Source organism: Yersinia enterocolitica, from assembly GCA_002082245.2.
Taxonomy (GTDB): domain Bacteria; phylum Pseudomonadota; class Gammaproteobacteria; order Enterobacterales; family Enterobacteriaceae; genus Yersinia; species Yersinia enterocolitica_E.
This window is the reverse complement of record NBTC02000002.1, coordinates 388,228-402,717: the sequence shown is the minus strand read 5'-3', so window position 1 is coordinate 402,717 and position 14,490 is coordinate 388,228. Positions and strand designations below refer to the sequence as shown.

Genomic DNA, 14,490 nt, shown 5'->3' with positions numbered 1-14,490 from the left:
CTTTTTGTTTTTATCCTTAGCCAATAGAGGGATATTACGCTGTCGAATGCACTATTTTGCCGATTTTTCACCCTGAATTCCCCCGCCTCACAACATTCATTTCTTTTTATCGCAAACGGTTGGCAAAGACTGCAACTGGCGCTACCCTGATAGTTCTGTTTGCTTAACGCTAAGCCATGGAAGCCTCTGACATGTTTGAAAAAATCACTGCTGCACCTGCTGACCCGATTTTGGGCCTGACCGATATTTTCCGCGCGGATGACCGCCCTCATAAAATCAATCTGGGGATTGGTGTCTACAAAGACGAAACCGGTAAAACGCCGGTGCTGACCAGCGTGAAGAAAGCTGAGCAGTATTTGCTGGAAAACGAAGTTACTAAAAACTATCTGGGTATTGATGGCCTGCCGGTTTTCGCCAGTTGCACGCAAAAACTGTTGTTCGGTGCCGACAGCGCTATTATTGCCGATAAGCGTGCGCGTACCGCTCAAACCCCAGGTGGTACCGGTGGGTTACGTATTGCTGCTGATTTTATCGCCCATCAGACCAGCGCTAAACGTGTCTGGGTCAGTAATCCTAGCTGGCCGAACCATAAAAATATCTTCGCCGCTGCCGGGCTTGAAGTGGTTGAGTATGCCTATTATGACGCTGCGAACCATTCACTGGACTTCGATGGGCTATTAAAAAGCCTCTCAGAAGCTCAGGCTGGCGACGTAGTGCTATTCCATGGCTGCTGCCATAACCCTACCGGTATCGACCCAACCGAAGCCCAATGGAGCCAATTAGCTGAGCTGTCAGTTGCCAAAGGTTGGCTGCCACTGTTTGACTTCGCCTACCAAGGTTTTGCCAAAGGTTTGGAGGAAGATGCTCAGGGGCTGCGTATTTTCGCTGCTAAACATCAGGAACTGATCGTTTGTAGCTCTTATTCGAAAAACTTTGGTTTGTATAATGAGCGTGTCGGGGCTTGCACCATTGTTGCCGCTAGCAGCGACGTGGCCGATATCGCCTTCAGCCAGGTTAAAGCCGTTATCCGTGCTAACTATTCCAACCCACCAGCCCATGGGGCGTCAGTGGTTGCCACCATCCTGAGCAACGCGACATTGCGCGCCATTTGGGAACAAGAACTGACCGATATGCGCCAGCGCATTCATCGTATGCGTCAGTTGTTTGTGAATACATTGCAGGAAAAAGGTGCGAAGCAGGACTTCAGCTTTATCATTAACCAGAATGGGATGTTTTCATTCAGTGGCCTGACTAAAGAGCAGGTTCTGCGCCTACGCAATGAGTTTGCTGTTTATGCTGTCAACTCTGGCCGAGTAAACGTTGCAGGTATGACACCTGATAACATGGCTCCGCTGTGTGAAGCTATCGTTGCTGTGCTGTGATTAGGCATCAATGACCTACCGTAAAAAGGGTGCATATGCACCCTTTTTATTTTGTTTCAAATGTCAGAATATGAGTCTTAATGGAACATATATTTGGCAAATTCGCTCATCGGCATGGGCCGCCCATACATATAGCCTTGCAGATAGTCGACGTTATGGGCCTGTAAATAGCGCATTTGAGTGTCGTTTTCGACTCCCTCTGCAATGGTCTGCAACCCCAGTCGGGTCGCGAGATCGATAACATTCCCGACAATGTGGCTCGACAATGCATCGGAACCAATCATGCCAACAAAACTTTGGTCAATTTTCAGAAAATCCACTTTAAAGTTCTGCAAATAAGTCAGACTTGAATGCCCGGTACCAAAATCGTCGATAGCAATAAATACCCCCAAAGCATGCAACTCGGCAAATAATCGGTCAGTAATCTCATCGGCAACGATTAATTTCCGTTCGGTTAATTCCAATGTGATATTGATTTTATTACCACCAAAGGCCTGAATAAAACGGCGGCAATCATCTACCAGACTCAGATCACGGCAATGGTTAGCACTGATATTAAAACCAAAGTGAAAACCTTCCGGTAACTGATTTACGTAAGGTGCAAAAGTGGTACTAACTTGCTGCATGATAGCGCGAGTCATCGGAACAATAAGTTCACTGTCCTCGGCCATCGGAATAAATTTATTCGGCTGAATTAAACCATTAACAGGATGCTGCCAACGCATTAGAACTTCACAACCCACCCAGCATTGCTCTTTGCCTGATACTATCGGCTGCATATAAGCAACAAACTCGTTGTTTTCTAACGCCTGTTTTAATACCTGTGTGGGTGATGCCGCCCTACCCGATAACCAGAAAACCAGCGCGGCTGAACCGATGCTCATTAAGATGAAAAATATCAGGCTACCTTGATTATATTGCCAGGCATAGGCCAAATATTGCTGGTTAGAGAGCGTCGTATTTAATGAATAAGCAAACTTGTCTGAGGCCAGATATAACGGTTCGCTTCCCTCGGGGGGGTGGCCTGGATGTACCATACCCACCGCATCCATCCATTTATCACCCACTCTCAGATACAACTGTATATCACCACTTAATAAGTTAAGGATGCTGCGCAGATAATAGCCATCGACCGCAACCAGTATGCTGTAATCACCTCGCGCCAGCCGATACACCATCAAAGCACGATCTGGAGTGACATCATTCCCCTGCATTAGCTCCAGTTGACCATCAACGAACACATCTAGATCAAACGGCGTGGAAAGTGGGCCATATATCGAGGAACAATAGATGGTCGTCCCCTTAGCTAAAGAGACTGAACGCACATCCGGTATAATGACAACTTGATCCCGCAGATTTTGAACAACTTGCATGCAAGGTTTGCCTAATCCGGTTTCTACCTGAAGCGCCGCATGCTGCAAATTATTAAATATCTGCTCGAATCGAGCCCTACCTTGTAATAACTTAGCTTCAGCATCCTGATGCATATTGGCTTTGGTTTGCGCATAAATCACTGCCGCCCCTAACAACAGAAATAAGAATAATACCATGAAAGAAAAACTTAGCCGGGACAGGAATTTATTCAGTCTGAAACGACGAAACGGCATAGTGGCTTCCATTGAAAGGCGCTCGTAATATTACGAACTCAAAACGGCAGCAGAAACAGTGCCGGGTCAATAAACGTGACGACTGTTTGTTGGTCAGGCTTTATCCATCTCGCAAAGATAATATAAGCACCGACCGCTATCATCATTATGATCACAGCACCAATAGATAAATAACTATTGCTTCAAAAAATATGTAAATCACTTATTCAATATAACGTAAAAAGGCACCAGACGGTGCCTTCTTTGAAATTCTAGCTGTTTATGATGTCGACATCACCAAATAGCCGGTTCTTCACGTATAAACGGGTTAGTCTGCCGTTCATGGCCTAACGTAGACATTGGACCATGACCGGGAATAAACGTTATGTCATCACCTAAAGGCAACAATTTAGTCCGAATGGAGTTAATCAGTTGTTGGTGATCACCGCGTGGGAAATCACTACGCCCAACACCACCGTTAAAGATAACATCACCGACCAGTGCCAGACGCCCCTGTTGGTCAATGAAGACAATGTGACCTGGCGTATGCCCAGGGCAATGCAATACCGATAACTCCACTTCACCAACAGTGATTTTGTCACCCTCGGTCAACCAACGGGTTGGGGTAAAAGCTTCACATTCGCTCAAACCAAACATTCTGCTCTGCGCCGGTAGCCCTTCCAACCAGAACGTATCTTCTTTTTCAGGGCCATAAATCGGGATATCAAAATGAGCGGCTAACTCAGCAGCAGCACCCACATGATCCAGATGGCCGTGAGTCAACAAAATCTGGCTGACCTTTACCCCCTGACGTGCAACTTCAGCAATGATCTTGGCTGCATCACCACCAGGGTCTACCAATGCGGCCTGCTTTGTGGCTTCACACCAGATTAAAGTGCAGTTCTGGCTAAAGGCCGTCACCGGAATAATTTGATATTTCATAAAACTCCACCCCAAATGCAACTGGCAATATACCTATCATCTTTCAACCATACATCTGTATGGGCTGCGGTCGTTTACCCGAATCACTGATAGCATCAGTTTATCGAGATTAGCGAGCCAGGACTTTGAGGCTCGCCCTGTGGCTGGCATAAGTGCTATTCAAACCCACTCTGACCGATTTGGCACTTGCTTGCCACCGCCCTACAATTTGAAATCTGTTAGGTATGATTCAATGCATTGGCATAAAAATGTCTGCTACCAGGTTCTTGTCGGCCCAGTATCAATATGTACAAAGTTACTGCGAGGGTAATATCCTACACCACCTGCACGCATTTTTAATGCTGCTTTGCGGATATTACTCAATTGAATACCTTCAATATGAAAATCCATTGCCCGCCCTTGCGTGTGGAAACTGTGTTTGGCCACACCACGGCTGCGTTCGCGCAGTTCATTATTGGTATCAAGTGAGCGGTACCCGGAAATAAGCTGCACCGGTTTAGTTGTGCCAAGAAGCCCTTGCAGGCGGTATAGTTGATCAAACAGGCGTGGGTCGATAGTTTTTACCTTATTGGCCCGATAATCGCGAAAGAGATGGTTTAAGCGGGAAAGTTCATCTTTGTTATAGCCCCGACCATCAAAAAATTCGGCTTTTATGGACTCGCCTGTATTGAGGTTATTCAGGGTCAAGATCCGTGGGCGAGGAGTAGAAAGGGTGGCAAATGCCTGCCCTGGAAGCAGCGATATACCCAGCGCTGCCCCGCCTAACGTTAGCCATTTACGGCGATAATTATCAATTTTATCCATGATCTCTGTTAATACCCGGCAAGAATGTCAAAAGAAAGCACTAACCAAATGTGCCGTCCCGAACCATAACCGCCTACGGAAAACCAGTCAACCCGCATTCGGCCCGCACTCGCTGTGCGTTTAAGTTCGGTTATAGAGAACCCCAATTTGGGGCCCCCTACGACAACCCGATATTAAGACCATTAGTTATTGAGTTTTACTGCATTTATTGCATTAAAAGTTCAGCCTGAGGTGAGATTTGTGCACCGGATCTCACCGTCTTATCATAATTGTAAATATCTGTTCTAAATTGTGGCCTACCGTCATCCGCTACCCATGCTGTCAGGTAATACAATTGCACCGGGACACGTTGGCGAATATTCACGTAGGTGGTATCGCCTTGTTTTAACGTTGAGGAAACCCGCGCATCATTCCAGCCAGCATCTTGCAATAACATATTTGCCAGATCCGAGGCTTTATTGACGCGGACACAGCCGGAACTTAATGCACGGATATCTTTCTGGAACAGACCATGGTTCGGCGTGTCATGTAAGTAGATAGCATCAGAGCTTGGCATATTGAATTTGAAGCGCCCTAATGAATTGCTGGCACCTGGTGCCTGACGCAGACGGTACGGGAAGTTATTAGGCGAAATCATGCTCCAATCGATCATCGATGGATCAACAACTTCAGCCTCATTACTCCAACCAGACAGAACGGTATAACCATGACGCTGGAAATAGCCGGCGTCATAGCGTGCTTTGGGTACGATATCCTGGCGCACCAGAGACGTTGGTACATTCCACGGCGGATTGACCACCACATTATTTAACGCACTGCTCATCAACGGTGTCTTGCGGCTTGGACGGCCAACAATCACCCGCGATGAGAGAACCTCAGCACCATTCTTATAATAATTAAGCGAATAGTTTGGGATATTAACCATAATGCCGTTATCGACGTGTCCCGGTAAAATACGCAACCGCTGAATATTCAATGCCAATAATGTTGCCCGCGTTTGTGGTGAGACATTCAACCATTCACGAGTTCGGACACCAATAACACCATCATCACTTAGCCCATGCCACTGTTGAAAACGTTTAACGGCTTCCACCAACTCAGGCGTATAAACATTGTCGGTTATAGTTGTGGTGAGCGGCGCTGATGGCGACGCTACAACCCCACCGGTAACAGGAACGTCGGCCACGGGTGCCGCTGAAGGGCTAACCACTAAACTGTGAGCCTGAGCACGGCTCTTTTCTTCATCAACCGAGAGATCATCATTGACCACGGCTACTGCTGGATTATCCACCGGGATAACCTCTGGGACTTTGGCCGGTTCAGATGCAATGGGGTGTAGCATGCCCGTTCTGTCTAGGATTTCCCGTAGCGCTGGAATATCGTCACTTAACTGACCTGGGCGCAGGCTGGGGCCATTAGACATCTGTGGCCATGGCTGGCGGTCTGCCAGCATCAGTTTCAATGCCTGATGCATTTTGTCGTATTGAGGATGTTGGGGGGCCAGCGATGCCAGATAGGGTGCGGTGGTCCCTTCATGCACCGCTTGCTGCCAACGATTTAAAATAGTAACCGGCGGCATCGCCATTTTGTATGGCACATTGCTGTATAACCAGACACTACCGTTAGCGCCAACACCTGAAATAAAGTGCAAGTATCCCAGCATGGCATCCGACAAAATAACATCGCGAGCTTGACCGGTAATGTCAGGGTCACTCAGCCATTTTACCCACTGCATAAATTGCGGCTGGAGACCGGAGAGTGCCACTTCAGCTAATTGCTGCTGAAAATGCTGCACCGCAGTTCTATCCTGCCACATCGGTTGCATACGGTTGGCGGCATAAAGTAATGCCAACTCAGAAGCATAGAAAGGTGTCACCGTTTTAGGCAGCACTGATAATAACTGTGAGCGGCTTTGTGCGACCGACATTGTCGTACCACTCATAGGCAGCGCTGAGGATGAGTCTAACGGCATGACAGGTGCCGTGGCTGATGCTGTAAATATCGGCATCAGGCTATAAATTAAAGCGCAGTATAATGCTAATGCGCGTTGCGGATTTCGTTTCCCTATCGACATTCTATGCCCCCGGTATGCTTATCTAAGTACGTCATAGTCTGTCGTTACCCTTCTTCCCTGAAGCCGCAGCATTGTTGCTGCTCTGGCACCCGAATCCCTGAGCGTCGATCAGTTCAACGAGATTTGTTCGTTGGCTACCACTTCAATAGTTTCGGGTTTTCATCATTATTATACAAACAGAACTGCCCCTTGCGTGGTCAACGATATAAATTTAACCATTTACGTTACGCTAACAGATTTCCAGTGGTTATAAAATATAACCCTAAGGTGTGGAAGAAATAAAAATGGCCGCTAGTTAGCGACCATTTAATCGGATTAATTATTGCCGCCTTCTTTCTGAACAATAATTAACCGCCGGGTTGTATCTCGGCAGGTATCGGCGGCAATGTTGGTATTTCATTGGCAAAACCTCGTAAGCCAACCACATGTACATGCTCATGATTTTGGAAGACTTTTCGTACCAACTTATAGGTTGTCCCTTTTTCCGGGCTGATATTTTCTGGTGCTGCAATTATTAATTGCATTTCCAGCCGCTCGCACAGTTCAAATAATGTCGCGATAGATTTGGCATCCAAACGCGCCGCTTCATCGAGGAACAGCAAACGGCAAGGGGAAATATCTTTGCCGCGCAGACGACGTGACTCTTCTTCCCAACTCTGTACCACCATGACCAGTATTGACATACCGGTACCAATAGCCTCACCGGTTGACAATGCGCCGCTTTCTGCCCGCAGCCAGCCATCTGAACCGCGATAAACTTCGACTTCCAGTTCCAGATAGTTACGGTAATCAAGCAGTTCTTCACCGATGGTCTGCGGCAAGCGCTGCCCCATATCCATTTGTGGGTTCAACCGCTGGTACAGTTTTGCCAATGCTTCGGAGAAGGTCAGACGATTGCTATTAAACAGATCCTGATGCTGCTCTTGCTGCTCGGATAGCACATCGAGCAAGGTCGCGTGAGCTTCACGTACATTCACATTCAGCCGCACGCTCTTGACCTGACCAAATGACACCGCTTGCAAACCCTGATTCAGCATACGGATGCGGTTCTGTTCGCGCTGAATAGTTTTACGGATAATATTCGATACACTTTTGGAACTGATTGCCAGCTTCTGTTCGCGAGCGGTTAATTCTTCGGTCAAACGGCCCAGTTCAATCTCCATCTGTTCAATGGCTTCAACCGGATCATCAGTGCGAATAATATCCTGACGAATACGTTCACGCAGATGTTGGTAGACCGCGATATAGAACTGAATCTTACGCTCAGGCCGTTTCGGATCTTCAGACAAACGCAGCACATCGCGCAGATGTTCATTATCAGCCACCGCCAGACGCAGAGCACCCAAGGCTTTATCCGACATAGAACGCAGCTCGTCACCGTCCATATAGGCCAGTTCGCGGCGATGCAAACGACGCTCAACGCCATTATCTTTCACCATCCGCATCACCGCACACCAACCTGCTTTGGCATTGACGACTTGTTCACGGATCTGATGATAATCTCGTTCCAGCTTGCGCAGTTTCTTCTGGAGGCTATCCATCTCAGCTTCACAGAAGGTTAGCTGTTTTTCCAACTGATTACGGCGTGAACGGTTAGTACTTAATGCCGCATGCAACTCGTCACGGCGGGTACGAGCACGGGCTTCTGCATTAGCATCAGCCTGAACACCGATATCCACCAGTTCCTGACTTAACTCTTTCAGCATGTCACGCTTGGCGTCATAAGAACTTTTTAACGACGCTAGCACCTGATTATACTGGGTAAATTGCGCTTGATACTGACGTAACTGCTCACGAGCGCGAGTGCGTTCTGCTTCCGCCTGCTCCAAACGCTGGCGCAGTTTATCGTTGAGATCAGAGTTCTCCGTCAACATGCCCGCAGAATCGGTATAGCTAAAGTGCGCACGACGCTGAACAACTTCAGTCAGTGCAAAAGCTTGCTGTTTAGCCTGACGCTGGCTGTTTTGCGCCAATACATAGTTTTCCTGCAACTGTTCGTGTTGTTGCGGGTCACTTTGTAATACCGCTAACAGCGGTTCAAGTTTAGTCAGGGAAGCGCCATGCTTCTGAATATGGCGAGCCGCCTCTTGCGCTTGCGCCGATTCTTCAGTTATCTCTTCGACACGGTCAGTCAACGTATCATCAAGTAGCAATGAAATCAGTGGGATCAAGCGGTTAAGGGCTGAAATCCCCTCTTTAGCCTGTTCAAATTGCTGGCGCTGCTGCTGGTTGCTTTCTTCGTGTGCACTCAGAGCTCGCTCTATTTCACCACGACGGGTATTGAGTAAACGAATTTCAGCTTCAGGATCTGCATCAAATGCCACGGCCAGATGAGAACCGATAAAACGGCTGAATGCTTGATGCAAGCGTTGCGTTTTTTGCACATCAAATGACAACGTAGCATAACGCTCAGCCAGGCTGTCACGCTCTTGATACAGTGCTTCCAGCCGGTTCTCACGGGCAGCGCGGCCAAACAGCGGCAGTTCTGGATAACGGGAGTAACGCCACTGGCGATCCGCAATTTTAACCACTACTGCTTTTTCATGCTCTTCAACGGCAAATACACTGTCATCAAATGATTGCGGGTCACCCTCGATAAGATAGAGGTCTTCCGGGCAGTCTTCTAACCCCTGTAGTTGATCCCGCACTAGTGACAAGTCCGGTACCACGATACCGTGGCGCGATGGGCCATACAGCGCGGAGAAGTATGGCGCATCATCGATGGTAACATCGTCATAAATCTCGGAGAGCAACACACCACCGAAGCGTTCGGCCAAAGCAATCATCCGCGCATCTTCAGCACCACTTGGCTGACTTAACCGCTCAATTTGCGTATCAACAGCACGTTTGCTTGCGGCAACTTCATCGCGCTCCACCGTGGTTTCGCGTTCACGCTCCAGCAGTTGCTGCATGTGTTCGGTAACCTGACGGCTATCCTCCAGCGCCTCACCGCTCTGTTCGCTGAGTTGACTCAGCGCATCTTGTGCCGCCAACCAGACTGGCGCACGCGCCGTCAGCTCTTGAATTTTGAGCTTAATTTGCTCGAGTTCCTGACGCATTTCCATGCGCCGCTCACCAGCATCACTGACGTTGAGAGAGAGCTCTTCAACCTGTGACTCCAGCTCACGCTGCAACTCTTCCAACTCCTCCGGCTGGTATACTTGCCCCTGACGTTTACAGAACTCTTGCAGCAAGCGCTCTGCGTCTTGCTGAGCACGTAAACGCTGTTCCAGCTCTGACAAACGCATCCGCAATGGTTGCACACGTTCAGCCAAATGTTGTTGAGACGGCCAGTCACGCAACAATTCCCGCGCAGTTTGCCAGGCTTCACTGCGACTGACCTCGCCGGCGATAGCCACCACTAACTGATAAGCTTGCTCAAATTGGCTGTGCGCAGCATCAGCAACACTCAGTTTTTGCTCAAGTTGTAATAAAGATTCAGTCGCTTCCTGCTCTTTGGCATGGAAGGTTTCTAGCCACTCTTCGGCATTATCGGCAGTTAATTCTGGCAACTGACACAGTGCGCGCGCGCGTTCCAAAGCCTGTAAGGCTTGCTGATATTGGATAGCACGGGTCTGTTGAACGTCCAGCGCTTGCTGGTAATCGGCCAACTGACTTTTCAGTTCGTCCACCTCCAACTCAGCAGCTTCAGCACGGGCTTCGTTATCGGCCTGCTGCTCGCTGGCCTCGGCGACAACTTCATTTTGCTCTTCCAGCCGGTAAGTCAACTCTTCCAAATCACTCTGGTAGCGCTCGATCTTTTCCTGCTGGCGCATGGCGGTCTGCACCAGACTCAGGTGGTCACTGGCCGCCTGATAATCTGTTTCCAGATCCGATTCCGCACTGCTTTGCTCGGCTAATTCTCGCGACATTTCCACATGACGATACTGCTCAGTCACCAATTGCTTGCGGCTGGTCAGCAAGTCACGGCGCAATACCAATGCGCCATCAAGATGGATCCGCCGCTCATTGGCATGACGCATATAGTCAGCAGCAACGTAGGACGTTGCCTCTGAAATCAGATGCTTAAACAGATCACGATCAGATTGAGTGACACGAATAGCCTCAAGGGTCATACGGTTTTCACGCAATGCCGCTTCCATATCCTGGAAGGCTTTCCGCACGCCGCTGTTTTCTGGCAATAAGTAATCACGCAGTGAGCGGGTAATCGCGCTGGAAATACCACCGTACAACGATGCTTCTATCAAACGGTAAAATTTGCTGCGATCGGCAGAAGAGCGTAAACGCTTTGGAATCACACCCAAATCAAACATCAGCGAGTGGTAGTCAGTGATGGAGTTAAATTGCTTGAACTGCACCCCTTCCATCGCTTCGACGCGCTCTTTCAGCTCTTGTAATGACAGGACGCGCGCCTGACGCTCACCCACCACCTCTGTAAGAATCTGGGTAGGTTGGATAGCCGTCGGCAGCCCCTGAATGGTGAAAGGCTTAATATCAACCTTGCGGTCACGCCCTGCCACTTGTTGCAACCGCACCCCGACAACCACACGTTGGTGGCGGGAGTTGACGACATCCAGCGTTGAATAACAGACCCCGGCCCGCAATTTGCCGTGCAGACCTTTATCACGAGAACCACTGGTGGCACCGGCTTCGGTGGTGTTACGAAAGTGCAGCAGTGTCAGGTCAGGAATCAGTGCTGTAACGAAAGCGGCCATAGTGGTGGATTTACCCGCACCATTGCCGCCAGATAAAGTGGTTACCAGCTCATCAAGATCGAATGTCCGGGCAAAAAAACCATTCCAGTTAACCAAGGTCAGCGAGCGAAATTTACCGCGTTCAATCATTCCTGTTCATCCTCTGCACTGTCCGCTGCATTACCCATGGTGATGTCAGTTTCATCGCTTTCATCATGGAGTGACAGACTGTTTTCCACCGCCATGGCCTCGCCATCACGGATCATGCGTAACTGGGCTTCCCGTGGGTCATCGCCGCTACGCACATCAGCACCAAAGCGGAATACCGCTTCAGTGATACGAAACTTGCTGCTGTCATTGCCCATAAAGTAGATCATCCCCAACCGACGCAGCCGGTTAAGTGAGGTTCGTACTTTTTCCTGCAACTTCTGTTTATCCAAATCCGACCCGGTTGAGCGCTGGTTAACAAACTTCAGCAATTTGCTCTCATCGGCCAGACTTAGCAGCTCTTCGTATAATTCGTGCTGCGCGAAAATGCCTTCATGGGCCAAACGTTCAGGGCTGAGATACAGATAACAAAGGATCTTGCCAACCATCATATCCAGCTCAGATAGCACCGAGCGTGGAATCAGCGTGGTAGAACGGGGACGCAGATAGAAGAAACCTTCCGGTGCACGGATTAACTCCACGTTATAACGGGTATAAAACTCTTCCAGTTGCTCCTGAAAATCCATCAGGAAAGCATGATTATCCAGTTCATCAATCCCGATATGACGACCGGCACGTAACTGGCTGTCAAGTGCTGGAAACAGTGAGTTGGCCAATGCCTGAGCCAGTTTAACGGGCATTACTACTTCAATATTTGTTGATGACATGTGCCTGCACCTTGGCTCCGTAATCATTGATTGCCAACCATTCTGCTGGTAACCCTGAGAAATCGGCTTCGGCCACACCAAGGCGAACTGCCTGGTCGACCAGGATACGAGCCACGTCGAAATGACGAGCACGCGGATATTGCGCGAGGTAGTCGCGCATCACTTCCCCCAGATTAAGTGGCATCTTTTGTTGCTGGTATACCAACAACGCCTGCTCAATCAGGGCGGCTAATTGCTCACGGATCTCATTAAATTCTTCAAATTCCAGATCCGGTGGCAGCTCCCCGGTAACTTCCTCACTGCGCAACGCCAGTTCTTCATCGCGCATATCCAGCAAGCGATCAGCGTTGGCATAGGTGAGAGTCCATGGGCTATCAAAATAATTCTGAACTGACTGGCGCAAGCGTTGGGCGAAGACACGGTTTTTATCCATATCAATCGCAGTACGGATAAACTTATGCACGTGGCGGTCATAGCCGATCCACAGGTCAATCGCCTGCTGACCCCAACTGATAATGCGGTCAAGTTTACTTTGTAAATCAAAGACCAACTTATCCACCAGATCCAGACCCGCATTGCCGATAGTGGCTTCTTGAATACGTAACAGGTTAGCCTGAAGTTTATCACCTGCCGCTTCCAGCGTATCTTGTAATTCACGCAGTGTGCCGGATGTTTCTGACAACAGCATTTCACAACTGGCAATAGCCGCCCGCCAATCCTGATTCAGCAACGCGGCGATATCTTCCTTCACACTATGTTGCTGCTCGTCCATCAAGCGTTGCGTCATATCAATGCTGTCGAAAATTTCAGCAACTGAATATTTTAGCGGGGCAAAAACATTACGATGCCAGTGGAATTCATCCCCCCCCTCTTCGGCTGCTTCTGCCGCCCGTTGTAGCTCTTGTGCGACAATCGATAACTGCATTGACAGGCGCAGGGTGGAGAATTCGCGCTGCCGGATATAGTAGTCAGTGATACCAATGCCTAACGGCGTCAGGCGGTAAATCGCATTACCATCGGCAATTTCACTGGTAAAGCGGTTGAGTAACCGCTGGCGCACCATGTCATTGATAGCATTATTCGCGCGCACGGCCACGGTTTCATGGGTCTGCTCAAAACCTTTGCAGACGTGGCGAAATGCATCAACTAACTCCCCTTCACTCATTTCGCCATCCAGCCGCTCACCGTTTAACGTGGCAATAGCTAAAAGAAAGGCCAAACGATCGGTGGGCAGAGTAATCGAAAAGTCATTTTTCCGCGCCCAGGCGACCAGTTCGGGTACTGTCTGGGAAAAGTCACTCATAATGGGTCCTTCAGATTTGGCTTAAACGCCATGACATGCACGTAGCGCCCCAGGCTGATAAAGGGCTCCTGCCGGCAATAGCGCTGTTCCAACGCCAATAATTCAGCAAACTCATCAACTTGTTGCTGTTTATTTTTCATGTAATCGTGAAACACCCGTACTCCCGTCTTACCGCTAATGGATAAACCCATTTGCTCAAGCCAACCATATACCGTTGGTGGATCTAAAGGGTATTGCGGCGATAGCGAACGCTGCCTACGCCTTTTTACACCCGGTAACGCCAACTGAAAGTTACCCAATACCGCATTACGCATCACCAATCCATTGGCATTGAAAAACATCAATGAGAGCGCGCCGCCGGGAGTCAACGCATTAAAGAGTATTTGCAGAACGTGTTGAGGCTCTGCAATCCATTCTAAAACCGCATGGAACAATATCAGATCAACCGGCTGTTCTAAATGATGGGTGATGTCCTGAGCCGCACTTTGTACAAATTGCATGTTGTGGCTCACACCTTTTTCCAAGGCAGCGGCCTTCGCGCGCTGGATCATCTCCGCTGACAGGTCACATAATAGGACCTGATGGCCTAATGCCGCCAGTTGGCAAGCCATATGCCCTTCGCCACCACCTGCATCTAAAATCCGCAACGGGCGTGGTGGCAACTGCGCTAACAGCCCGCTGATATCTTGCCAAACCACCGCCTGGCGAATCATTCCCTTCGTCGTACCATAGATATTGCGGGAAAACTTCTCAGCAATGTCATCGAAATTGCGATCCTGCATGAACAACTGCTCCGCTATAACTATTGATTTAACGGCTTTGATAGATAATGGTAAATCAATAGCCACAGTAAAAAGAATGCCTACCAA

Annotated in this window: 9 protein-coding genes; 1 reads left to right on the top strand and 8 read right to left on the bottom strand. The window is 49.0% G+C overall.

From position 1 onward, the window contains the following. The first annotated feature begins 191 nt into the window (after positions 1-191). Positions 192-1,382: an aspartate/tyrosine/aromatic aminotransferase gene (locus A6J66_003120; protein ID PNM23272.1), complete on the top strand. Its 1,191-nt coding sequence runs from the start codon at positions 192-194 to the stop codon at positions 1,380-1,382. A 77-nt stretch (positions 1,383-1,459) separates the two neighbouring features. Here the strand turns inward: A6J66_003120 and A6J66_003115 are convergent, their stop codons facing one another. From A6J66_003115 to A6J66_003080, 8 genes are all read right to left on the bottom strand, one after another. Next, positions 1,460-2,989, bottom strand: coding sequence for a cyclic diguanylate phosphodiesterase (locus A6J66_003115; protein PNM23271.1), 1,530 nt, complete (start codon positions 2,987-2,989; stop codon positions 1,460-1,462). Between the two features lie 273 nt (positions 2,990-3,262). Continuing rightward, positions 3,263-3,910: a hypothetical protein gene (locus A6J66_003110; GenBank protein ID PNM23270.1), complete on the bottom strand. Its 648-nt coding sequence runs from the start codon at positions 3,908-3,910 to the stop codon at positions 3,263-3,265. Between the two features lie 255 nt (positions 3,911-4,165). After that, positions 4,166-4,714 carry a DUF882 domain-containing protein gene (locus tag A6J66_003105; GenBank protein ID PNM23269.1) on the bottom strand — a complete coding sequence of 183 codons (549 nt, stop codon included), beginning with the start codon at positions 4,712-4,714 and terminating at the stop codon, positions 4,166-4,168. A 205-nt stretch (positions 4,715-4,919) separates the two neighbouring features. Then, the gene (locus A6J66_003100; GenBank protein PNM23268.1) at positions 4,920-6,788 is read right to left on the bottom strand and encodes a L,D-transpeptidase; all 1,869 of its coding nucleotides are present in this window, start codon (positions 6,786-6,788) and stop codon (positions 4,920-4,922) included. Between the two features lie 347 nt (positions 6,789-7,135). Further along, positions 7,136-11,593, bottom strand: coding sequence for a chromosome partition protein MukB (locus tag A6J66_003095; protein ID PNM23267.1), 4,458 nt, complete (start codon positions 11,591-11,593; stop codon positions 7,136-7,138). Next, complete coding sequence (locus tag A6J66_003090) at positions 11,590-12,318, bottom strand: chromosome partition protein MukE (protein ID PNM23266.1); 729 nt, start codon at positions 12,316-12,318, stop codon at positions 11,590-11,592. Before A6J66_003090 ends, A6J66_003095 begins: the two co-directional genes overlap by 4 nt. Further along, complete coding sequence (locus tag A6J66_003085) at positions 12,299-13,621, bottom strand: chromosome partition protein MukF (GenBank protein ID PNM23265.1); 1,323 nt, start codon at positions 13,619-13,621, stop codon at positions 12,299-12,301. The genes A6J66_003090 and A6J66_003085 overlap by 20 nt, the downstream gene beginning before the upstream one ends. Next, entirely contained in the window at positions 13,618-14,403 is a 786-nt protein-coding gene (locus A6J66_003080) for a tRNA uridine 5-oxyacetic acid(34) methyltransferase CmoM (GenBank protein ID PNM23264.1), read from the bottom strand. Before A6J66_003080 ends, A6J66_003085 begins: the two co-directional genes overlap by 4 nt. Positions 14,404-14,490 lie beyond the last annotated feature (87 nt).

Coding starts and splice junctions, on each gene's coding strand:
- A6J66_003120 (PNM23272.1), top strand. CDS start 192: ATGTTTGAAAAAATCACTGCTGCACCTGCTGACCCGATTTTGGGCCTG.
- A6J66_003115 (PNM23271.1), bottom strand. CDS start 2,989: ATGCCGTTTCGTCGTTTCAGACTGAATAAATTCCTGTCCCGGCTAAGT.
- A6J66_003110 (PNM23270.1), bottom strand. CDS start 3,910: ATGAAATATCAAATTATTCCGGTGACGGCCTTTAGCCAGAACTGCACT.
- A6J66_003105 (PNM23269.1), bottom strand. CDS start 4,714: ATGGATAAAATTGATAATTATCGCCGTAAATGGCTAACGTTAGGCGGG.
- A6J66_003100 (PNM23268.1), bottom strand. CDS start 6,788: ATGTCGATAGGGAAACGAAATCCGCAACGCGCATTAGCATTATACTGC.
- A6J66_003095 (PNM23267.1), bottom strand. CDS start 11,593: ATGATTGAACGCGGTAAATTTCGCTCGCTGACCTTGGTTAACTGGAAT.
- A6J66_003090 (PNM23266.1), bottom strand. CDS start 12,318: ATGTCATCAACAAATATTGAAGTAGTAATGCCCGTTAAACTGGCTCAG.
- A6J66_003085 (PNM23265.1), bottom strand. CDS start 13,621: ATGAGTGACTTTTCCCAGACAGTACCCGAACTGGTCGCCTGGGCGCGG.
- A6J66_003080 (PNM23264.1), bottom strand. CDS start 14,403: ATGCAGGATCGCAATTTCGATGACATTGCTGAGAAGTTTTCCCGCAAT.